The organism is Mesorhizobium sp. M1273, from assembly GCF_040318195.1.
GTDB lineage: Bacteria > Pseudomonadota > Alphaproteobacteria > Rhizobiales > Rhizobiaceae > Mesorhizobium.
Window position 1 is genome coordinate 16,129 of the sequence record NZ_JAMYLV010000023.1, and the last position, 22,488, is coordinate 38,616.

A 22,488-nucleotide genomic window follows, 5' to 3' on the forward strand; every position below is an offset into this window, starting at 1 on the left:
CCCGGCGTGGATCGTGTCGCTCGAACAAGGGAGCGGCTTGCAGAGCTGAATCCGGAGTTCGTCAGACGGACGATCGCACAGCTCATGATCATGCCAGACTACGAGGAGATGACTGCTGATAGCCTTGCCATTACAACAGCCCTGCTCGAAGAGGTGCTGTCGCCAGCGACATCATCCTGACCAACACCGGCAGCCGGCTTCGAGCGGGACCTTTTAGCCCAGACGCCTTGGTGAGGTTGGTCCGCAAGATGGGAGTCTTTGAGCGACCCCGAGGGGAAGGTCGTTCGCGCAGGACGAATTCACGCCGATGACCCTTTCGAGACCTTGCGGAGCCGAATTCTCTTTTTGGAAGTCGGCATTAGCCGGAACCAGCATTCGCGCGGGCTTCTCCAAGCCGCCGATCAGCGGCAGGGAAGCGGCATGGCCCTAGCCTGCTTGGGCGTGGCGAACGTCCACACGGGGCGGTGCTGACGTCGCGACTTTGTGAAGCTGAAAGACTTCCGTCGCTTCGCCGCGCCCGCGCAACCTGTGCTTGCCCGCCGGGATCGTTTCGAACTTTTCGTCGAGCCGCGAAACAGTCTCGCCGGAAATCGCGATGGCGGTCGCGGCATCTGGTGCGAGCAACTTGCCGAGTTCCTGAAGCCGCTGGCTGATGTTCACGGTGTCGCCGACGATTGTGTAGTTCACGCGATCGGATGCGCCGATATTGCCGACGATGACGGAGCCCGTGTGGATGCCGATGCGGACGTGAAGCGGAGGCCGGCCTTTGCCAGCCGCTTCCAGATTGTCCTTGTCCAGCTCCTCGCGGATCGCCGCGGCGGCGCGGACGGCCGCGGCGGCATGGCCCTTCAGACGATCCGGCGCGCCGAAGAACGCCAGCATGCCGTCGCCCAGGAACTTGTCGACCGTACCGCCATGTGCATCGACCGCGCCACACAGGATCGCGAAGTGGTGGTTCAGCAGCCTGGCCGCGGCTGCGGCGTCCATCTGCTCCGACAGCGTGGTGAACCCGACGATGTCGGTAAACATGACGGTGACGACCGCTTCGCGCGGTTCGGCGATGCCGACCTCTCCGGTGCGCACCAGCTTGGCCACCAGCGAGCGCGGAATATAGGTCGAGAATGCACGCAGACCGATCAGCATGGCGTTGAAGGCCGAAGCCTGGTTGTCCAACTCCAGAACCCTGCTGCGCGGCAGCGGAGTCACGCCGTCGAGATCGAAATCGGCAACGCGCATGGCCTGGCCGGCGATCGCCTGGATCGGTCGCGACAGGCGCCTCCCAAGCAGGATCGCGACGATGACCGCCACGGCCATCGCCCCAACACCGAGCAGGGCCGATCCCAACACGCGCTCGATCTCCTTGCTGATCTGACTGGTCTCGAAATACGCGCCGAGCGTCCAGGGCTTGTCGCCATAGCCTGCGATCTTGCGGGTGATGGCGATGTAGGTGGCGTCGCCGCTCCACTCGGACGCATTGTCCACGCTGCGGTCGATCTCGGCGATTTCTATGTCGCGGGCGCGGCGCGTGTCGAAATCCCGCTCTACCTTCCGCGCGCTATAGGCGGCCAATACCGGATCGCCATACGTGGCCAGCGGCGTCAGCGGCAGGACGCCGTTCTTCAGAGCGTCGGGATCGGCCAGCCTTTGGTCGGCGAGCACGCGGTCTTCGCCATCGAGAATGAAGGCATGCGTGCCAAATCGCGATGATAGCTCCCGCGTGATATCGGACAGTTTCTGCAATTCGACCGCCGCGATCACCCAGGCCTGCGTCACGCCATCACGTGCCAGCGGCACTGAGACATGCGCGTACAGGCCGAACTCGTTGGCTACGAATGCCCCCCATTGCCTGCCGCCGACCCGTCTGCGTTGTTCGAGGGCGGCGCGGACTTGGGGCGACTTCTCGGGCTTGGCCGGAAAATGCTCGATGGCGCCCGTTGCAACGTTGTTTTCGACTGAGCGCGCGGCGCCGCGGCAGACCAGGTCGGGGGTGCAGATCAGCATCGCCTCGACCCCCGAGGCGGTAGCCAGAGCACCGGCAACGGCTGCAGACATCGCCTCGTCGTCGATCTGGAACTCGCCCTGGGCATACAGCTGCGCGATGCCGTCGACCGCGTTCTCGGCGTCCCCCATCTCTGCGCGCAGCGAGTCCTCCATCGCATCGATCAGGAGTGTCGACTGGGCGCCGAGCAAGTCGAACGTGTTGCGAAAATTGGCGCCGACCGACAACGCGAGCACGCCCCCGACCGACAGGAATACGAGGCTGCCAAAACTCAACGCCATGATGACCGCAATAGGGATGCGACGCCGCTTCTTTTCGGGGCGGGCCAGACGCACTGGTTGTGCGGACGTGCTCATGCAACAAGTGTCGCAATGCGCCACCGAATTGCAAGCCCCGTGACGGCTTTAAAGAGGGCGCGCCCCGAATGCACGAGCCTCGTTGCTTCCGTGCCCAGCGCATCACCCGAATGTCCACTTCGGAAGATGTTTCTCAATTTCTGTTCATGGCGCGCCCGTTCCGGTTCAGATCGATCGCAGCAATGTGAGGCTTCCACCCGACCGTTGCTCATCCATGGCAGCCGCAATGAACGGCTATTCACAAAGCGGACCTTTGGTGAGGACAGAAATTGCCGCTTGCCCCGATGCAGCCATGGAAGGAGAGTCCATGTCAGGATGCACATCAGATCAGGATGCTCGGCGGACCCCGACACCTCGACTACGACTACACGGCGGTGCAATTGCGGTGCGACTACGATCCGCGCCACGCAAGCCTCCCAAGCCGCTGGCTATTGTCATTGCATTTTGGCTGGCGGCAGATCGAGCCATAGCAAATCCGCCTCCAGCTCGCGCCAGTGCTTGCTATGTGCGCGGCTTGATAATTGATGCTAATTCCAACGGAACCATAAACTGCCCCAACATACAATTTCGCTAAAATGCCCCGGAACCTATTGCTGCTCTGCGTCTTGACTCGCCGTCGGAGGGTGCATGCGTAACGCCACAGACGGGCTTTCTTTCGTTGAGTTCCAGTCGCCGACGCTGGTCGAGAATGCGCCCGAGGGCGGCGAATGGCTTCATGAGATCAAGTACGACGGCTACCGCACCGAACTGATCATTGAGGGCGGCAAAGCGAGAGCCTTCACGCGCCGTGGCTACGACTGGTCGCACCGATACCGACGAATTGTTCAAGCGGCGGCGGACTTGCCGGTGAAGGCGGCGATCATCGACGGGGAGGCTGTCGTTCTCGGCGACACTGGCCTGCCGGACTACCAAGCGTTGGAACGGGAGTTGGGCAGCCCAGACTCGCCGAGGCTCATCTTCTACGCATTCGACCTGCTGCACCTCAACGGGCGCGATCTGCGGCAGCAGCCGCTGGTAAGGCGTAAGGCAGCCCTAGAGAAGCTGCTGAAGAACTCAGCCCCGACATTGACCTACGCCGAACATCTGGAGTTGGGCGGCACGGACGTATTTGAACATGCCTGCCGTATGGGGTTGGAGGGCATCGTCTCCAAGCGCACCGATGCCACCTACCGCTCAGGGGTCCAGACCAGTTGGCTCAAGGTGAAGTGCATCAAGAGCGACACTTTCCCCATCGTGGCATTTGTCGAGAAGCTGGGCGCTCACCCGCGCCGCATCGCATCCCTCTACATCGGTCGCCGCGAGGGCGACCGACTGCTCTATGCCGGGAAGGCCCGCAGCGGCTACACCTTGAGCGTTGCTCAACTGGTTCGAGAGCGGCTCGACCCGCTGATCATCAGCAAGTCGCCTCTGTCAGAGCCCATCGTGAAGCCGAAGGCGACGTGGGTCAGACCAGAGGTGCTGGCCGAGGTACAGTTCAGCGGCGTCACTGATCGCGGCGTGTTGCGTGAGGCAGTATTCAAGGGTCTGCGAGAAGACCTGGTCGCGATCCCGGCCAAGCCTCCGGCGCCATCAAAGCGACGTGGACCAGCCCAGGAACATGGCATTGCCAGGGAGAACATCCTGCAACTGCTGCCCGACGCGGTCTCGCCCTCCAAGGAAGAGCTTGCGCGCTACTGGCAGAGGGTTGCCGATTACGCACTCGTCCATCTCGGCCACCGACCGCTGAAGCTGGTCCGCCATGCTCTCGGGGCAACTTTCTACCACAAGGGCGCGCTGCCGAAGATCCCCGCAGCAGTGCATCAGTTGCGCGTTCAAAAGCGCGAGGGTGGCGAAGGTGTGCGCGTGTGGGTGGACGACCTTGCCGGCTTGCTGGGGCTGGTCGAGATGGATGCGGTAGAGCTGCATCCCTGGAACGCTGCTGTTGACGACATCGAACATGCCGACCGGGTCGTTCTGGACCTTGATCCGGGCGAGGGGGTCGAGTGGGACAAAGTGATCGAGACCGCGCTAACGCTCCGCGACATCATGGAAGCGGAAGGTCTGCAGAGCTGGCCGAAGGTGACGGGCGGCAAGGGAATTCACCTGATGGCCCCACTTGAGACGAAGATCACGCACGACAATGCCCGGCTCCTTGCCCGATCGTTCGCCAAGCGCCTCGCTGAAGCCCATCCTGATCGCTATCTGCTCTCCGCCGCGCCGGCAGCCCGAAAGGGCCGCATCTTCATCGACTACCTTCGCAATGGGCGCGGCAACACGGCGGTCGGCGCCTTCTCCCCACGAGCGCGACCCGGCTTCCCAATCGCCCGTCCCGTGACCTGGAGCCAGGTCGAGGCAGCCATCCGTCCAGATGCGTTCACCATTGACCGTCCGTTTAGGGCGGCTGCTAGAAAAGCAGCGTGAGCAATCTCGCAGCGCATTCTATTAGCAGTGGGCGAAGACGCCCGGCGATTCCGCCGAACATTCGATCATGTCAACTAATTGCCGGCCGGGTCGATCTCTATCCAGGCGGGCACATGATCACTCGGCTTTTCCCAGCCTCGCAGGTCAGCGTCCACGCCCGCGTCACGTAATCTGTTCGAAAGTGATGGGCTGACGAGGAGGTGGTCCATCCGCAGGCCGGAACTCCGATCATAACCGCCTCGGTAGGAGAAGTTCCAGTACGTGTAGATGCCTTTCTCCGGATGAATGCAGCGGACGGCATCCATCCAGCCATTGTCTAGCATTTCGGCGTAGGCCTGCCTGCTCTCCGGAAAGTAGACTGCGTCGCCCGTCCAACGTCTCGGCACCACCGCATCGATCGGCGTTGGCACGACGTTGTAGTCGCCGCACAGAACGCTTGTGATCCCCTCTTTGAGCAGTAGCTGGCCGTAGCTGATCAGACGGTCGAACCAGCGGAGCTTATAGTCGAATTTCGGGCCGGGCGCTGGATTGCCGTTGGGCAGGTAGATGCACCCCACGACGATCCCATCCACCTCTGCCTCGATATACCGGCTGTGAGTATCGTCAGGGTCACCCGGCAGGCCGCGTCGACGCTCCAGGGGCTCCTTTCCCCGTGCGAGTATAGCTACACCGTTGTAGGACTTTTGCCCGTGCCAGATCGCGCCATAACCGGCGTTCCTGACGGCTTCCGCGGGAAATTTCTCGTCCGAAGTCTTCAGTTCTTGAAGGCACACGATGTCATAGTCGGTCTGACCCAGCCACTTGATGAGCAAGGGCAGGCGACCGTTCACGCCGTTGACGTTAAAGGTTGCGATACGGGTCATCCGAAGTTCTCAACAACCCTCGGCGATTTGAGCATGGAAGGCTCAGATGTTATGCTTGCATCATGCCGCCAAAGGGAGGCCTTGTCAGTCGTCTTTCTAGAATGGCGGTCGAGCGGTTTCAGCGAGCCTTTCCGCGTGCCAGATGGCGCAATGAGCGCAGGAGCTGGTCGTCGGGAGCGTCGTAGACGAAGTCGCGAGCGGTAGATGCGGCGCGCACAATCCGGCGTTAGGGCGGCCGCAACGCACGGACGGGTGGAGCTTGGGCAGGTCTACTGCTGATTGAGGGCGACCGCCTTGGGTCCAGTGGGTTTAAGTAATGCTGCGAAGGAATCCTATATGGCCGAGCCACAGCTCTCAATTCGTAGCGGCAAGGCGGGCGATCTTGCGAAGGGTTGAACCGAAGCACGGCTCGACCTTGTGGACCACATCGGCCATGGTCTTGTCCGACCGGACCCGCTGCTTGTGCTGGACGGCATCCTTGCCCAGCCCGGCAGTTCGACCGACTTCGTCGCTCGTCGTGCGAAAGGCGTCGGCAATCGTGCGCGGAGCGAAGAAGCCATTGTCGGAGTACTGGACCAGTGCCATCTCACTGCCTAGCCGCAAAATGCCTCATAACCTGAGGAGATATAGCGTCAAAATGGGAGGTCTTTGAGAGAAGAAGCCGACAAGAGGAATAATAAGCCGTGACCATGCGGTGTTTAGCTGGTCTATTCACCGCATAAATTGCGGCAAATGATCTTGCATATACGACGATTGAGGCCCATATTCGACGCAAAAAGTGCGGAGAATATGGCGACCTATATCTACGAGCTTGAAAACTGGCCGCAGTTCGAGTGGCGCAGCCAGGACCTTGCCGATCAACTGGCGACGGTGCGCCATCGGCAGGGCCGGCTGCTGGGGCGGATGGAGGCGCTAGGCTTCGAATTGCGTGCCGAGGCGATGCTTCAGACCCTAACGGAGGACGTTCTCAAATCCAGCGAAATTGAGGGTGAAATTCTCGACAAGGAACAGGTGCGGTCGTCCATCGCCCGCCGACTGGGCATGAATATTGGCGCACTGGCGCCGGTCGACCGCGATGTCGAGGGCGTGGTCGAGATGATGCTCGACGCAACTCAGAACTATCAGGCGCTACTTACGGATGAGCGGTTGTTCGCCTGGCATGCGGCCCTGTTTCCGACGGGTCGCAGCGGCATGACGAAGATTATCGTCGGTGCGTGGCGGCATGAAGCCTCTGGTCCGATGCAGGTCGTCTCAGGTCCCATCGGTCGGGAGAAAGTCCACTATGAAGCTCCAGCAGCGGCCCGGCTTGAGCTTGAAATGGCCTCGTTCATCGACTGGTTCAACGGTTACGCGCCGCTTGATCCCGTTCTGAAGGCGGGGGTCGCCCATCTATGGTTCGTCACCATCCATCCCTTCGAGGATGGCAACGGCCGTATCGCCCGCGCGATCGCCGACATGATGTTGGCGCGATCGGAGGGCAGCGCTCAGCGGTTCTATAGCATGTCCGCGCAAATCCGGGCGGAGCGGAAGGACTACTACGCGATCCTCCAACGGACGCAGAAGGGCAGTCTCGACATCACCCCTTGGCTGCAATGGTTTCTAAGCTGCCTCGACCGCGCCTTCAGCGGGGCCGAGGAGATTTTGGCCAATGTGCTGCGAAAGGCCCGTTTTTGGGAGGAGATGGTCCAACGACCTCTAAGCGAACGCCAGCGCAAAGTCGTCAATCGGCTCCTGGACGGCTTCGAAGGCAAGCTCACCTCCTCGAAATGGGCAGTGCTGACCAACACCTCACCTGACACGGCCTTGCGCGATATCAATGATCTCCTGGCGCAAGGGATACTCGTGAGAGATGAAGCCGGTGGGCGAAGCACGAGCTATTCGCTGGCAGGATTGGATGATGGGCCGGATCGCGCGCCTCGGCGACATCGTTGAAACAGGAGCGCGAGCCGACAGCGCGCGCCCAAAGCATGATTGGCCCGCTCGATTGGTTCGGAGAATGCGTCTATGCCGTTTGTCGCTCGGCACTGGTCCATCGGGTTCGGTCGCAAGCCGTTAGGGCCAGTCATTGACGAACTTTCCGCCTTGATAGCCGCCATTGAAGCCCCAGCGAGCGGTTTGATAGGCTGCAAAACCCCTGAATCGCGCTTTGGCTTTGCCTAGGCACCCAACGCCTTCTGGTTTCGCCATCCTGACAGCACCACAACCCGTACGGCAACCGACGCTAGGCCTTTTATCTCCTATTTCTGCGCAGCCGCAACTCGCTGCAACATCGGTTTTGACATCAAGCCATCAGATGCCATCTTGCTAGCAGGCGAAATGAGCCTATACAATGGGTGCCAAGGAGTCCGATATGGCCGAGCCACAACTCTCAGTCCGCAGCGCCAAGGCGCGTGATCTTGCACACCGGCTTGCCCGTCGTGAAAACCGCTCGATTGCGGAGGTGGTCGAGCGCGCCCTCGAATCTTACGAGGTCCGCGAGGCCGGTCGTGAGCCTGCTTCTGCCTTCTACCCGCGGCTTTCAGCGCAATCCGGCACAGACATCGACCTTGAGGCGGTGATCCGTGAGAGTCGCCGGCCGAATCGAGGCGTCGAGCTTTGATCTTTGTCGATACGAACGTCGTTTCCGAAACGTTGAAAGAGACCCCAGACGAGGCGGTCATTGCCTGGCTGATCCGATACGATGCCGAACTCGCGCTTCCAACCGTGACGATTGCCGAGATCGCGTTCGGCATCCAGAAGATAAGACCGGATCAACGTGCCGAACGGCTGGAGCAAGGGTTGTCGGACTGGCGCCGGCGTTTCGCAGACCGCATCTTCGGTCTGACAGAAGAGGCTGCGCTGGTTTATGGGGAAATTATGGGTGCTGCTGCTCGCCAGGGACGCGGCATGTCGGCACCCGATGGCATGATCGCGGCGATCGCTCGAGTAAACGGGGGCCGCCTCGCCACGCGCAATCTGACTGACTTCGAGACGGCAGGACTCGTTCTGACATCTCCGTGGGAGTTCTGAAGCGTTTTCCTGTCGTCGCTTTTGTTCAAGCCCCATCTGCCTGTCAAAGACGGGCTGAAAGGCCGTCAAAGCGCAGGCGAGCGATATCAGGTCAATTTGCATGTCGTCAAAATCCCCTGAAGGTCACTCGAAGCGCCTCAGCGGCAGCCTGACCGGGTACGGCAACCGACCTGCCTTTTCTTCGGGAAAACCATTAGGCTCGCTGAGCTTGCGAGACGGCGAGAGATGCCCGATCTGAAACAGATGCCGGATGTGAAACAATTGAAATTGCTCGGCGTCCTGGCAGCGACGGCGATCGGTCTATATGTCTGTTATCTGCTGGCGTGGCCTTTTTTGCCGGCATTGACCTGGGCGCTCGTCCGGGCAATTATTCTGTCTCCGGCTCACCGGTGGGTTGAGAGACGGGTCGGAAATCGAAACCTGGCAGCGCTGATATCGGTAAGCGTCGCGGCGATCGCCGTCGGCCTGCCGCTGGCGCTCGTCGCACAACAGCTCGTTCGCGAGGCGGTAAACGGAGCGACTTATCTGGAGGAGGTCATCCGCGGTTGGGACGCAGTCGGCTTCATGTCTGGCTATCCCACGCTTTCGGCCATTGCCCAATGGATCGAGAACCAATTCGATCCGGCCGGCTCAGTCGCCGCATTCGTGCAATGGCTGACGGGACAAAGCACATCGCTATTGCGTGGCTCCATCTATCAAGTCGCGATGTTCGGCCTGACATTTTATCTTCTGTTCTATTTTCTGCGCGACCGCCAACATGGCCTGCAAGCCGTCGCGGGCCTTTCGCCCCTGCGCGCTCCGGAGACAGCCTACATCTTGTCTCGCTTTGCGGAGACCGTCCATGCAACACTGCTCGGCACCGTGTTCGTCGCCGCCGTCCAGGGAACATTGGGTGGCCTGATGTTCTGGTGGCTCGGCCTGCCGACGCCAGTCTTTTGGGGCCTTGTCATGGGACTTCTTGCCATCGTGCCCGTGCTCGGGGCGTTTGTGATCTGGGTGCCCGCAGCGGTCTATCTCGCACTGGAGGGAGCTTGGGCCAGCGCAGCGATATTGACCGTCTGGGGCGGCGTCATCGTCGGCGGCATCGACAATCTGCTCTATCCGATGCTTGTCGGGAATCGGTTGCGCCTCCACACGGTGGTGGCCTTTATCGGCGCGGTCGGCGGCATCGTCTTGTTCGGAGCATCCGGCCTTGTCCTCGGACCTGCGGTGATCGCCATCACAATCAGCCTCATCGACGTGCTAAAGACTCGATTGACCGACCGGCCGACGCCGGCGCGCGCTGGTGAGCTACCGCATCAGTCCGTGACGGATTGATCAAGCGCGAAAAGGGCGCTGGTCTTCGAGTGGTAGCGCGAAACCTGAACAACCTCTGGGCAGAGATCTCAACGAAGGCAAGCACATCAGCCAGGCTGCTGTATTGCGGCAACCTTCCAGTCACCGCCGTTCTGCCGCGTAAAGGTCCACAGTTCGACCGTCTCCGTCGGCTGATCGGCCCCGCCCTCAACGACCTTGCCGCTGATGCGGTCGCGGGTCACGTCGCGAGACTCATAGCGCAAAGCAGCCGTCGCGTAGTCGCGATCACCCTCCCGCCAACTTTCCGCAATATCGGCCTCCAGCAGGCTGACGTCCGACACGTCGTTCCTGACGCCCTTTTTGGCATTGTCGGCAAGTTCCTCGGACAGATAGGACACCATCTCGGATGTCACCAACCGGCGCAATGCAGCATGATCTTCGCGCCCGAATGCCTCCTGAACTTCCGTCAGCCGTTGCTGGAACGTGTCGAGGTCGGTTTGGGTGAGTGTGATCTCATCGGAAGCATTGTCTTGGTTCGTTCCGCCATATCCTGACCCAATGCCTGGAATGGGGAACGCTGCGGTGTTGCTCGGGTCAGGCCGGGCTGCAGCGCTTCGCCCAAAGGTCCCGGTGCCTCGCGAGGCACCGGCCATAGCGGGTGCCGGGTTTTGCGCCGCCTGCGAGCGGAAAAAGCGGATCGCCAGCATGATCGCGCCGCCGAACAGCAGTACTTGGAGCAAAAGACCCAACATGCCGGCCAAGCCGCCGAACCCATGACCCAGAAGAACGCCGATCAAACCGCCGAGAAGCAGCCCACGTATCATCGATCCGCCGAGGCCGTTGAAGAAGCCCGGGCGCTGGAATGCCTGCGGCTGACGGGCCGCATTGTTCGTGGCCGCATTGGGCGTCATCGAGCGCTCGACCGGTGCGGCCGGTTGCGGCGCAACTCTGGTCGGCGGGACCGGCTGGAAAGTGCGCATGCCGCGACTGCCGAAGCTGCCGCCACGGCGCGCATCGGCGTGATCCACAGCGACCATGGAAAATGCCAGGAACAACCCCACAAACAAAACTGCAAACCGTCCCCAACGCGAAATCAGCATAGGCAAGTCCTCAAGTGACACTCTTTCCGCTCATATGGGGTGCGTCGATCGAAATAGCAGTGAATCGTCCGTCGAGATATTTTCGGGCGGCATGGTCGGCCGCCCGCCGGTGTTCACGACGAGAATGTCTGCCCTACCCAAGCGCGATGATCGCTGTTCGACCACGCAGGCTCCCGCACCCGGCCGACCGGCATCGGTCGCGTCAACAGCATCGCTCATGCAAGCCTCTGGTCATCGATGTCCCCGGCGATGATGCCGAGGTCTCCCGGCGAAGACTCGATTGACTTACAGCTTTCCTATGTACTATCAACATATCTGGAAAACCTGCCATACAGGTTTGCCCACTCCTGAACGGGAGATTGCGTGAGCACGGCCGTATCCGCAAAACATTCCGACGCAGCGAGCCTGGTCAGCAATACGATCGGCGAGATCACGCGCCATATCCGCGCGCATGAGCTCGGGCCCGGCGACCGGCTGCCCAGCGAGGCCGCGCTTTCGAGACAATTGAGCGTCTCGCGTACCGTGGTTCGCGAGGCCTTCAGCTCGCTCGCCGCCATGCGGCTTATCGACCTGAGGGCGGGCAGACGGGCTACCGTCGCCGAGCTGGATTATGGCGCGATGTCACTGGTGATCGAGCATGGCGTCCACACCGAGCAGATCACGGTGCAGCAAATCTATGACGTGCGCCGCACGATTGAGACCCGCACCGCCATGCTGGCGGCCTTGCGCAGAACAGCCGACGAAGTGGAAAGGATCAGGACGCACGCGCTCGCCATGCTCGAGAATTTCCAGCGGCCGGAACAGGTCATGGAGCACGATCTCGCCTTTCACCTCGAAATCGCCAAGGCTGCGAAGAATCCGGTTTTCAGCCTCATCGTCGGCGCGTTCGAGCGCGTATCGCGCCAGACCTGGCCGATCGGCTGGCGGACCCGCCCTTCGGATGCCGAGCAGTTGGCGATGATCCAGATCCATATCGACCTCGCCGAAGCAATCGAGACCGGTGATCCCCAGTCGGCGCGTGACCTGATGGCGAGGCATTTTGACGAGAGCGTCAAGGCCCTACTGGCGGCCGGCATCGCCTGAGGAGCAGGGGCGCAATGAAGATCACGAAACTGGAAACACTGCGGCTCAAGGAGCGGCCGAACCTTCTGTGGGTCCTGGTTCACACGGACGAAGGCCTCGTCGGACTCGGCGAGACCTTTTTCATGGCTGAAACCGTCGAGACCTATCTGCACGAATATGTCGCGCCGTGCGTGATCGGGCGCGACCCCTTGCAGATCGACCTGCTTGCCGCCGACCTCGTCGGCTATCTCGGTTTCCGATCGACGGGCGCGGAAGTCAGGGGCAATTCCGCTTTCGACATCGCGCTTTGGGATCTGTTCGGAAAGGCGACGGGTCAGCCGATCGCACAACTCCTCGGCGGGTTCACCAGGCACGAGATCAGGACCTACAACACCTGTGCCGGAACCGAATACATCAAGAAGGCCACCGGGCAGACGACGGCCAACTACGGGCTCGATAAGCCTGGCGACGCCTATGATGATCTGAACGGCTTCCTTCACCGCGCCGACGAACTGGCGCATTCGTTGTTGGAGGAAGGCATCACGGCCATGAAGATCTGGCCCTTCGACATGGCCGCCGAGAAAACGCGCGGCCAGTATATATCGCAGCCCGACTTGAATTCCGCGCTGGCGCCGTTCGAGAAAATCCGGAATGCGGTCGGCGACAAGATGGACATCATGGTTGAATTCCATTCAATGTGGCAGCTGCTGCCGGCCATGCAGATCGCTCGCGAGCTTGCCCCCCACAAGACCTTCTGGCACGAAGATCCAATCAGGATGGACAGCCTGTCCAGCCTGAAACGCTATGCCGAGGCTTCGCTGGCGCCGATATCGGCTTCGGAAACGCTCGGTTCCCGGTGGGCCTTCCGCGACCTTCTCGAAACCGGAGCGGCCGGTGTCATCATGCTTGATATCAGCTGGTGCGGCGGGCTCTCGGAGGCGCGCAAGATCGCTGCCATGGCTGAAGCATGGCACCTGCCGGTCGCGCCACACGACTGCACAGGTCCAGTGGTGCTCGGCGCATCGACCCACCTGTCGCTGAATGCGCCGAACGCGCTTGTCCAGGAGAGTGTCAGGGCCTTTTACAAGACCTGGTACCGCGACCTTGTGACCGCTTTGCCGCAGGTGAAGAACGGCATGATCACCGTGCCTCCCGGACCGGGCCTCGGCATGGAACTGAACCCGGAGATCGATCGCGCCTTCACGGCGCTTCGACGGGTGAGCGAGGCATCTACTCTCTGAAAATGAACCTGAAGCAGCTTTCTACGGAGGAGGAGAACCATGAAGAAGCTACTTATCTCGGCAGCCTTGGCAGCAGTACTGGCTGGAGGCTCGGCAATCGGCTCACGCGCACAGGAGCCGATGAACATCGTCTTCACGCATCATTCGTCGGCGTCGAACCCGTTCTGGCAGGCGGTGAAGAAGGGCTTTGACGACGCCTGCGCCAAGATCCAGGCCAATTGCCAGATGGTCTTCACGCAGACCGAAGGTTCGATCGAGCAACAGTCGGCCAACATGCAGGCGGCACTCGCGGCAAAACCGGACGCGCTGATCACCTCGATCGTCGACAACAATGCCTTCGACCAGATCATCGCCGACGCCCGCGCTGCCGGCGTCACGGTCATCGCGTCCAACGTCGACGACACCGAGGGTGCAGCCGGCAATGCCCGCCAGGCCTTCATCGGCCAGGGCTTCATTCCCGCCGGCTACGAACTCGGCAAGAAGATGTCCGAGTTCTTCCCCAAGGAAGGCAAGATCAGGGCGCTCGTCGGCGTCTCCGCGCCCGGTCAGAACTGGTCGGAACAGCGCGCTGCCGGCGTCATGAAGTTCCTTGAGGAATACAAGGCGGCGAATGCCGGACGCGAAGTGGTCATTGAACGGCTCGACACCGGCACAGATGGCGCCGTCGTCGCCGATCGTGTTGGCGCCTATCTCTCTGCCCACCCGGACACCACGGTGTATTTCGACACCGGCCTTTGGCATGCCTACGTGGCCCAGGTCCTGATCGATCGCGGGATCGAGCCGGGCAAGGTGCTGATGGGCGGCTTCGACATCGTCTCGGAAGTCCTGCAACAGATGGAAGCGGGTTACATCCAGGTTCAGGTCGACCAGCAGCCCTACATGCAGGGCTTCATGCCGGTGATGGAAGCCTATCTCGCCAAGAACGTCGGTCTGCTGCCAGCAGACATCGACACCGGCAAGGGCATCATCGTCAAGGAAGACGTGCCGAAGCTCAAGGAACTGGCCGCACAAGGCGTGCGGTAGGCGCGAAGCCAGCGTCCTCTCCTCGTTCTTTACGCGGAGGGGGCAAGGGGAGGGCCAGGCAGCACGGCTTTGGGCGTCGGCTCCGTCCCATCCTCCAACGGCATCTCCCATGTCAGGGGCGGTAGCCGACAAACTGCCGCCATCCCCTTGCCGATGCGACAAGCCAGCGCAAACAATCCCAAGCCGGAGCGAATGATGAAGCGCTTGATGAAGATTTATCTGGAGAAGCCTGAGCTTGCGGCGGTCGTGTTCCTGCTCCTCCTTCTCCTCGTCTTTCAGATTCGCTCGAACGGCGTATTTCTGAACACACAGAACGTGCGCGGAATGCTTGGGCTGCTGCCTGAAATGGGGCTGGTCGCGATCGGCGTGACCCTGCTGATGATATGCGGCGAGTTTGATCTTTCGGTAGGCTCGGTATTTGCGCTGACCCCGATGACCATGGCGGTGATGCTGGCGGCAGGCGTGCCGTTCGCGCCGGCCTTTGCCGCCGGGCTCGCGATCGCCGCCCTGATTGGCTTCTTCAACGGGTTCATAACGATTCGTTTCGCGATACCAAGCTTCATCACCACGCTTGGCATGCTGTTCATCGCGCGTTCGCTGACGGTGGTAATCTCCGGTGGCTTCCCTCCTGTCATCCCGGCCAACGCTCTGCCGAAATGGCTGTTTACGATCTATGTGGGGCCGGGCGACCTCTTTCGCATGTCGTTCTTCTGGTTTCTCGCCGTGGCAATCCTGGTGACGGTGCTTCTGTCGCGCACGAATTTCGGCAACTGGGTGCGCGCCACCGGCGGCTTTCTGCCCGCCGCGCAATCGATGGGCATCCCGACGGCCCGGGTGAAGGTCGCCTGCTTCATGATCTGTTCGGTGCTCGCCGGCTTTGCCGGCACTATTCAGGTGATGCGGCTTGGCGCGCCGCTGCCTTCGATCGGCGAGGGGCTGGAGTTGCAAGCCGTGTCGGCTGCCGTCATCGGTGGCGCCTCGCTGACTGGCGGCATTGGCACTATCTTCGGCGGCATCATCGGGGCTGCCCTGATCCGCGTCATCGACAACGGACTGGTGCTGAGCCAGGTTGACGCCAACTGGTTCAAGATGGCAATCGGCTTCCTGACTATCTTCGCGGTCGTCGTGAACGCCTGGCTTCGAAAGCGGGGCAGGGCAATGAAGGTGGAGACCTGATCATGGCGGCACCCATCATCGCGATCAAGGGGCTCCAGAAATGGTATTCCGGCGTCCACGCCTTGAAGAACGTCACTCTGGACATTTATCCAGACGAGGCGCTGGGCCTTGTCGGCGATAACGGCGCCGGCAAATCGACGCTGATCAACATCCTGTCAGGCACCCAAAAGCCCGATGGCGGCGAGATCAGGATCGAAGGTGAACCGGTCCGCTTCTCGAACCCGCGCGACGCCATGGATCGCGGTATCGAGACGATCTACCAGTACAATTCGATGGTCCCGACCATGACCATCGCACGCAACGTTTTCATCGGACGCGAACCGGTGAAGGGCTCGGTTTTCGGCATCGGCATCCTGGACCAGAAGCGCATGCGTGACGAAAGCGTCAAAGCGATCGCCGACGTCGATCTGCATCTGAGGTCGCCCGACGCGCTGGTCGGCGAACTGTCGGGCGGCCAGCGCCAAGGCGTGGCGATCGCCCGGGCCATGCACTTCAAGTCGAAAGTCATGATCCTCGACGAGCCGACCAATCATCTCTCGGTCAAGGAGACGCGAAAGGTGATCGGCTTCGTTCGCGCCCTCAAGGCCCAGAACATCACCAGCGTCTTCATCAGCCACAACATGCATCATGTTTTCGAATGCTGTGACCGGGTCGTGGCGATGGCGCGCGGCGAGATCGTTCTCGACAAGCGGATCGGCGAGACTTCGATCGAGGAAATCCACGAGGTTCTGTGACGCGAAGAAGCGGTCACTGGCGAGCCGTTCGGCTGGTAGAGGTCAGTCTGCGCTACGGCTTTTCCGCAAGGATCGCCTCGGCGGTTTTCTCGTCGGTGATCAGCACATCGACGACTCCCAGACGCAACACGGCGCGCAGCACCGGAACCTTGTCGAGGCCGCCGGAGGGCAGGATCACAGTGTCGACGTCGCGCAGATGTTCGGGGGCGAGGCCGATGACACGGCTGTTTAGCGGGTGATCGACGAGTTGTCCGTCGGCGCCGATCCAGTGACCGCAGATATCGCCGACGGCTCCGGCTTTTTGGAGCGATCTGAGATCATTGTCTCCTACCAGTCCGATCCGAAAGATGGTGGCGTCTTTGTGCACCGCGCCCACCGAAACGAAAGCGGCGTCAACGTCGCGGGCGTGGGTGAAGGCGTCTTCCAGAATGGACTGGCGCATAAGCAGATCGCGCGTGGCCTCCGTATCCGTGAACACCGGTGCCGCGATGTAGTAGCATTCCGCGTCGAAGAGCGCCGCGAGCCGCGAGGCGATTTCATAGATGTTGATCGCCGATCCACGCGTGAGCCCGCCAAGCAGGGAAACGACCGACATGCCTTTGACGGGGCGCACGGTCACTGAGCGCAGACTAAGCTGGAGCGTGCGTCCCCATCCCACGCCCACCGATATCCCGTCACGGATTCTATGCGACAGGGCTTCACCGGCAGCGGCTGCGATCACCTGTGGCACCAGGGTAGGATCGGGCGGTGTCGGAACCACGATTGGGTCGGAAACGCCATAGGCGTCCCGCAGCCGGTGCTCCAGCTCGATGCAGTTCGCCACCTTGGAATTGATGCGAATCTGAACGATCCCGCGCTGACGGGCATGCGCCAGCATCCGGTTGACGCGAAGGCGGGTCAGGCCAAGAGACTTGGCGATTTGCGCCTGCGTCAGGTCACCGACATAAGCAAGCCAGGCGGCGCGCACGAGCAGCCCTTCCTCGCGATCGGCCGTGACGGAACTCGTTACGGCTTGGCGGCCATCGCGTTTCTTTCGCGCTGGTTTCTCCATCAGATCATCCTGTCCACTCCGCGGCAGCGGGTCCAGAGCGGCTCGGCGGAGCCATGTGCTCATCGATATGAGGCATCAATCGAGTTTCCCGGCTCCGCTAGCCTCGATGATAGCGGTCGAAGGACAAAACCAGCGGAGCATCATGGCAAATTGCGTCGATGATGGCGCTCGTCAGCGGCAGGCGATCGTGGGGAAGTACACCCCGGGCCATCATATTCTTCAAAGTCGGACCAAGGTCCAGCGCCAGTTGCGCGCCCTCGACCGTGTCTGAACTCATATGTTCGCGCTTCGCCACGGAATAGGGCAGGCCGCGGCCGAGCAGGCGCCCCATGCGACCGTTACGGCCCGCCTGGCAGGTCACGTAAAGATCGCCGGAGCCGGCCAGCCCCAGCACTGTTTCGACCTTTCCACCCAGGGCTTCGACCAGAATCGCCATCTCGGCGAGGGACTGCGAGAAAAGTGACGAGGCCAGGTTGTGCATGAGTGCGCCATTGGGCGCCTTGCCGTCGCGCTCGAGCAGCCCGACGGGAGCCCCAACGGCGAGTGTGTAGAAATTCTTGAAAGCGGCGCAGATCTCGACCCCAACGAGATCGGGTGACGATCGCGCATGATAGAAAGGCGCGCGCAGAATGCGGGACGCCGCGGCGACCTGGTCGGGATCATGCCCGGCCATGATCACAGAGGTGTCGCGCTGCGCCGCCAGTTCGCCGGCAATGCACGGTCCGCCGACGGCCATCACCGGGACCGACAAGCCAGTGCGTTGCTCGATCTCGCGGGCAAGCAGATGTGGCAGGATTTCCACGCCTTCGTCGCTTGCCGCAAGCCCTTTCGTAATCATCAGTATCGGCACGGGCGACTTGATGCTTTCTGCAATGCGGTCGATCGCCCAAGGAATGCCGGCCGACGAGACGCCGAGTACAAGCAGATCGGGTCCATCGTTCATCGCCGCCCCGAATTCGGTCCAGGAACAGGCGGTTACCACATCAGGCAGATTGATGTTGAGGCGTGGGTGATGACTTGTGCTGGCCACGGAGCCGACGATCTCCTCATCGAGATGGGTCCCGACAAGAGTGATGCGGTTACCAGCGTGAGCGGCCGGAAGCGTCATGGCAGAGCCCATGACGCCGGCGCCGAGGATAACGATCCGCGCCATTCAGCTTCTTCCCTTGTCCAGCCGCTCGCCGCTGCCTTCGTCGAACAGGTGGATTCGCTCAGGCGCCGGCTCCACATGGATCACAGCTCCAGGAGAGACCTCCATGCGGTCATGCAGCACCGAGCAGATCGCGGTGTTGCCCATGCTGGCAAAGATGTGGATTTCGGGGCCAGTCGGCTCGACAACCGTAATCCTCGCTGGAATGCCGCGCCCGTCGGCCACTGGTCGAAGATGTTCGGGGCGAATGCCGTAGATCACCTTTTGGCCGGGCCGGACCGCAGCCCCTGGCGGCAGCGGGAGGGATAGCTCGTCGGTCCGCACCACCCAGGCGTCGCGCTCGGAAGCCACCTCGCCATGGAACATGTTCATTGCGGGCGAGCCGATGAAGGAGGCGACGAAGAGGTTTGCCGGGCGATCGTAGACATCGAGCGGGCGCCCGATCTGCTCGATATGGCCGTCGCGCATAATGACGATGACATCGGCCATGGTCATGGCCTCGATCTGGTCATGCGTGACATAGACGGTGGTGGTCTTCAGCCGCTGGTGGAGCTCCTTGATTTCGGTGCGCATCTGCACCCGCAGCTTGGCATCGAGATTGGACAGCGGTTCGTCGAACAGGAACACAGTTGGGTCCCGCACGATGGCGCGACCCATGGCGACGCGCTGCCGCTGGCCGCCCGAAAGCTGGCGGGGATACCGTTCCAGATAGGGTGTCAGGTTGAGGATCGATGCCGCCCACCCGACCTTCTGTTTGATTTCTTCGTTGGGGCGCTTCTTCAACTGCATGGAAAAGGCCATGTTGTCGAAGACGGTCATGTGCGCGTAAAGCGCGTAATTCTGGAAGACCATCGCGATATTGCGGTCTTTGGGATGGAGCATGTTGACGACCCTGTCGCCTATGGCGATCTCACCGGACGTGATGGGCTCGAGACCGGCTATCATGCGCAACAGAGTGGACTTGCCGCAGCCGGACGGCCCCAGCAAAACGACGAACTGGCCATCCTCGATCGAGAGATCGAGTCCGTCGATAATCGAGAGGGCGCCATAGTCCTTCTTTATGTTGCTGATGGTGACAGACGCCATAAATTGCTACCCTTCGATTGCCCTTGCCGGTTGGATCTCATTTTCGCCATGCGAGCGATTGGCGATCGGATGCGCTCTCACCATTCGCTCTCCAGAAACTCTTCCAAGAGTCCCGCATCGGCGGCCAGGTTGACAAAGGACCATCGGCCGCGGATTTCTCGCGAATAGCGAATGGCGTCGTGCCAAAGCGCGCGCGGCAGCCCTAGTTCCGCGCCGGTGACCGGCCCTCCCGCAGCCTTGAGTGCTGCCTCCATGCGGGCGACCGGCATTGCCATGGGCCGAACCTCCTGGCGCAGCGCCGGCCAGATTTCCGCAAGCCTGCGGTTGAAGATTTCCGACTGGCTGGCGTCGAGTGCCGTTTTCTTCATCTCGGCAATGCAAAGTGGTCCAAGCTGCGCGCCATAGCGGGCCAGCATCGCCGCTTCGTCGATGGCGGTCGGCTTCACCTGCGGCGGCTCTTTCATGTCCAGCAGCCGCGCTTGCAGACGCGCCATGACCAGCGAGGCAACCCCGACCTGCTGGCCGTGCGTGGTGCCGGGATGATGGTCTTGCGCGAACATGTCGACCCAATGGGAAATCTGGTGCTCTCCCATGGACCCCGGATGGGAAACGCCGGCAAAGCACACGCCCATCGAGCACAGCGTCAAGACGCGCTGGAGATGCCCGACAGCGGTGACGTCATGCCTGGCAAGGCCAGGCGCATGGGCCAGCATCGGCTCCTCATCGCCCGCCTGCAGCAGGTAGGGCACCTCGGAATAGTAAGTGTCGAACAGCCGATGCGAAGCCCACCAGTCGATCTGGGCCGTGGAGCGGCAGAGGCTGTCGCCAAGCCCGGCGGCGCTGAGCCAGGCGGGCGCTGCGGCCGACACGCCAAGGTCCAGGAAGATGCCCCGGGGCGCGTGTGAAGGCAGCGAGATCTTGAGCCCGGAGGCCAAGGTCACCGACGCTGTCGAGGCGCCGTAGCCATTCATCGAGGCGGCCGTGCCGAAGACGGCATAGGGTCGCTCGTCGAGGAAGGTTGCATGCTTGCAGCTGTCATTGAGGACGCCCGACCCGACGGCCACGACCCCTTCGGCGTGACGTGTCTTCTCCCTGACCATCTGGATCGTCGCCTCATCACAGTCGAGGCCGTCAGGCAGCACGATTTCGTCGATGTCGGCGATGGCACGCAGCGCCTTCGCGACGCGCCTGCCCATCACATCGACGGTGTTGATATCGGAGACCACGGCGATGCGGCTGCCTAGCTTCAGCGGCGCAACGAGATCCGCCTCGCGGCCTTCCGTCGTCTCCAGCAATTCGATGGTCTGGAACGGCAGGACCGCGGCCGCGCCTGTCTTGGGATCTGTCCAGCGTCCAGCGACAACGTCCTCGATCAACGCGCTCCAGTTGGTCGCTTCAGCCATGATCGGCCTCCATGAAGGCCGCGAGGCGTTGGTTCCAGGCTGCAAGCGTTGGCCAAAGATCAGCATGGATCGCAAGAAGTTCGGCGTAGAGCGCGGCCCGTTTCGTGTCCGGTTCGAAGGTTTTGGCCGGCTCGCTGGCCATTGCGAGCGACGCTTCGGCGATCGTGGAAAACCAGCCCACCCCCTTTGCCGCCGCCATCGCCGCGCCTAGCGAGGAGGCTTCGACGGTCGTCGAACGCTTTATTGGACGATCGAGTGCATCCGCCAGAATCTGCATCCACAGGTCGGACTTCGCTCCTCCGCCGATGGCTATGAACTGGTCGATGGTCTGGGCGGCAGCCGCAGCCGCCCGCTGACTTGTCGCGGCCTGATGCAGCGCTATGCCTTCGAGCACGGCGCGATAGATGTCGCCGCGGCGGCTCGAGCCCGAAAGCCCGGCAATCACACCACGGGCCGCACTATCCCAGTGCGGGTCCATGACGCCCTGCCAGTAGGGCAGGAGCATTATGCCGCCTGCGCCGATCGGGCTGGCAGCGGCTTCGGCCTCGAGCGCCTCCAGCGCATCGCTTGCGCCATGCAGATCGACGCCAAGCATTTCGCGCGCCATCCAGTCGACAAGAAAAGTGCCGGCGCGAAGGCACGTCTCGTAGATGTAGCCATTATCGGCGACCGCCGTTTCGGTGCGGAAGGCCTGGTCGTGGACGTAGTCCGTGCCGAAGCTGCCGGAGACGACCGCCGTGCCGAGGTTGATGTAAGCGCATCGCGGCTGCAACACACCAGCGCCCGTGCCGGCGCATTGACCGTCGCCGCCGCCGGCGACGATCGGCGTGCCCTCGCGCAGGCCCGTCGAAATGGCCGCTTGCGACGTCAGTTGGCCCAGAACGGTGCCGGGCCGCGCCAGATCCGGCATCATGCGCCGGGCGACGCCCGCTGCCTCCAGTATATCGTTCGACCAGTCCATAGCCCGCATATCGAGTATGCCCATCGGGTCGGCGGATGCGGTGGACGTCACCCACCGGCCGCTCAAGCGAAAGACCAGATAGCTGTGGACTTCGGCCATCCGCTCCACGCGGGCAAAAATCTCGGGCTCTTGCTCGCGAAACCAGATCATGCGGTAAAGGCAAGGAATGACGTCCAGCGGCTTGCCGGATATTGCGTGGACGCGTGCCGCGCCGAAACTCTCGCCGAAGCGGCGTGCTTTGCCACGGGCGCGCTCATCGAGCCAGAGCGTCGCCGGCCCAACCGCTTCGCCTTGCTCGTCGAAAAGTCCGAAGCTCTCGCGCTGGTTGGCAATCGCGAGGGCGGCAATGCGTGCCGGCGAAACCGTTGACGTCACGGCGCGCAGCGCTGCGACCGTCGAGGTCCACCACTCGGCCGGATCCTGCTCGAAATAGCCCGAACGCGGGTTGGACATTGCAAGCGGTGCACGACCTTCGGCCACGGCCAGACCATTGCGGTCCCAGGCGATCGCCTTGGTTGCCGAGGTCGAGGAATCAATGCCGATGACGAGATCAGGAACCATTGCCGCCACGTTGCCAA

The 22,488-nt window shown here is 61.8% G+C and carries 20 protein-coding genes; 11 read left to right on the forward strand and 9 right to left on the reverse strand.

The window, feature by feature from the left end; genetic code table 11:
- The first annotated feature begins 6 nt into the window (after positions 1–6).
- Positions 7–180, forward strand: a complete 174-nt coding sequence (locus tag NKH30_RS22195; RefSeq protein WP_352541839.1) for a hypothetical protein — start codon at positions 7–9, stop codon at positions 178–180.
- Positions 181–426: 246 nt separating this feature from the next.
- On the opposite strand, the gene NKH30_RS22200 is transcribed toward NKH30_RS22195, so the two are convergent.
- A complete protein-coding gene (locus NKH30_RS22200) occupies positions 427–2,355 on the reverse strand; it encodes an adenylate/guanylate cyclase domain-containing protein (RefSeq protein ID WP_352818779.1) in 1,929 nt (642 codons plus the stop codon).
- Between the two features lie 627 nt (positions 2,356–2,982).
- Here NKH30_RS22200 and ligD point away from each other — a divergent pair.
- Complete coding sequence (gene ligD / locus NKH30_RS22205) at positions 2,983–4,755, forward strand: DNA ligase D (protein ID WP_352997057.1); 1,773 nt, start codon at positions 2,983–2,985, stop codon at positions 4,753–4,755.
- Positions 4,756–4,829: 74 nt separating this feature from the next.
- Here ligD and xth read toward each other — a convergent pair whose 3' ends face one another.
- Positions 4,830–5,618, reverse strand: a complete 789-nt coding sequence (xth, locus tag NKH30_RS22210; RefSeq protein WP_352541842.1) for an exodeoxyribonuclease III — start codon at positions 5,616–5,618, stop codon at positions 4,830–4,832.
- 354 nt (positions 5,619–5,972) lie between these two features.
- The gene (locus NKH30_RS22215; RefSeq protein ID WP_502904314.1) at positions 5,973–6,203 is read right to left on the reverse strand and encodes a hypothetical protein; all 231 of its coding nucleotides are present in this window, start codon (positions 6,201–6,203) and stop codon (positions 5,973–5,975) included.
- Positions 6,204–6,407: 204 nt separating this feature from the next.
- Here NKH30_RS22215 and NKH30_RS22220 point away from each other — a divergent pair, with 204 nt between their 5' ends.
- From NKH30_RS22220 to NKH30_RS22235, 4 genes are all read left to right on the forward strand, one after another.
- On the forward strand, positions 6,408–7,550 hold the full coding sequence (locus NKH30_RS22220) for a Fic family protein (RefSeq protein ID WP_352997059.1): 1,143 nt from the start codon (positions 6,408–6,410) through the stop codon (positions 7,548–7,550).
- Between the two features lie 418 nt (positions 7,551–7,968).
- Positions 7,969–8,217, forward strand: a complete 249-nt coding sequence (locus NKH30_RS22225) for a plasmid stabilization protein (protein ID WP_352455498.1) — start codon at positions 7,969–7,971, stop codon at positions 8,215–8,217.
- Entirely contained in the window at positions 8,214–8,627 is a 414-nt protein-coding gene (locus tag NKH30_RS22230) for a type II toxin-antitoxin system VapC family toxin (protein WP_352997061.1), read from the forward strand. Before NKH30_RS22225 ends, NKH30_RS22230 begins: the two co-directional genes overlap by 4 nt.
- 225 nt (positions 8,628–8,852) lie before the next feature.
- Positions 8,853–9,944, forward strand: a complete 1,092-nt coding sequence (locus tag NKH30_RS22235; RefSeq protein WP_352997063.1) for an AI-2E family transporter — start codon at positions 8,853–8,855, stop codon at positions 9,942–9,944.
- A gap of 86 nt (positions 9,945–10,030) precedes the next feature.
- Here NKH30_RS22235 and NKH30_RS22240 read toward each other — a convergent pair whose 3' ends face one another.
- Positions 10,031–11,020, reverse strand: a complete 990-nt coding sequence (locus NKH30_RS22240; RefSeq protein WP_352818841.1) for a Tim44 domain-containing protein — start codon at positions 11,018–11,020, stop codon at positions 10,031–10,033.
- 366 nt (positions 11,021–11,386) lie between these two features.
- Here NKH30_RS22240 and NKH30_RS22245 point away from each other — a divergent pair, with 366 nt between their 5' ends.
- The 5 genes from NKH30_RS22245 (at position 11,387) to NKH30_RS22265 (ending at position 16,259) form a co-directional block, all read left to right on the forward strand.
- Entirely contained in the window at positions 11,387–12,106 is a 720-nt protein-coding gene (locus NKH30_RS22245; protein WP_352503247.1) for a FadR/GntR family transcriptional regulator, read from the forward strand.
- Positions 12,107–12,120: 14 nt separating this feature from the next.
- Positions 12,121–13,326, forward strand: coding sequence for a mandelate racemase/muconate lactonizing enzyme family protein (locus NKH30_RS22250; protein WP_352541846.1), 1,206 nt, complete (start codon positions 12,121–12,123; stop codon positions 13,324–13,326).
- A 39-nt stretch (positions 13,327–13,365) separates the two neighbouring features.
- Positions 13,366–14,349, forward strand: a complete 984-nt coding sequence (locus NKH30_RS22255; protein WP_502895713.1) for a sugar ABC transporter substrate-binding protein — start codon at positions 13,366–13,368, stop codon at positions 14,347–14,349.
- A 195-nt stretch (positions 14,350–14,544) separates the two neighbouring features.
- Positions 14,545–15,525, forward strand: a complete 981-nt coding sequence (locus tag NKH30_RS22260) for an ABC transporter permease (protein WP_352503300.1) — start codon at positions 14,545–14,547, stop codon at positions 15,523–15,525.
- 2 nt (positions 15,526–15,527) lie between these two features.
- Complete coding sequence (locus NKH30_RS22265; RefSeq protein WP_254819755.1) at positions 15,528–16,259, forward strand: ATP-binding cassette domain-containing protein; 732 nt, start codon at positions 15,528–15,530, stop codon at positions 16,257–16,259.
- A gap of 52 nt (positions 16,260–16,311) precedes the next feature.
- Here the strand turns inward: NKH30_RS22265 and NKH30_RS22270 are convergent, their stop codons facing one another.
- The 5 genes from NKH30_RS22270 to NKH30_RS22290 form a co-directional block, all read right to left on the reverse strand.
- Complete coding sequence (locus NKH30_RS22270) at positions 16,312–17,310, reverse strand: sugar-binding transcriptional regulator (RefSeq protein WP_352541848.1); 999 nt, start codon at positions 17,308–17,310, stop codon at positions 16,312–16,314.
- Positions 17,311–17,407: 97 nt separating this feature from the next.
- A complete protein-coding gene (locus NKH30_RS22275; protein ID WP_352997066.1) occupies positions 17,408–18,463 on the reverse strand; it encodes a hypothetical protein in 1,056 nt (351 codons plus the stop codon).
- Positions 18,464–19,546: an ABC transporter ATP-binding protein gene (locus NKH30_RS22280; RefSeq protein WP_352541850.1), complete on the reverse strand. Its 1,083-nt coding sequence runs from the start codon at positions 19,544–19,546 to the stop codon at positions 18,464–18,466.
- Positions 19,547–19,623: 77 nt separating this feature from the next.
- Positions 19,624–20,949 (reverse strand): iron-containing alcohol dehydrogenase, encoded by a 1,326-nt coding sequence (locus NKH30_RS22285; RefSeq protein WP_352997068.1) that lies wholly within the window; start codon positions 20,947–20,949, stop codon positions 19,624–19,626.
- A complete protein-coding gene (locus NKH30_RS22290; protein WP_352997070.1) occupies positions 20,942–22,471 on the reverse strand; it encodes a xylulokinase in 1,530 nt (509 codons plus the stop codon). Before NKH30_RS22290 ends, NKH30_RS22285 begins: the two co-directional genes overlap by 8 nt.
- Between the last annotated feature and the right edge of the window lie 17 nt (positions 22,472–22,488).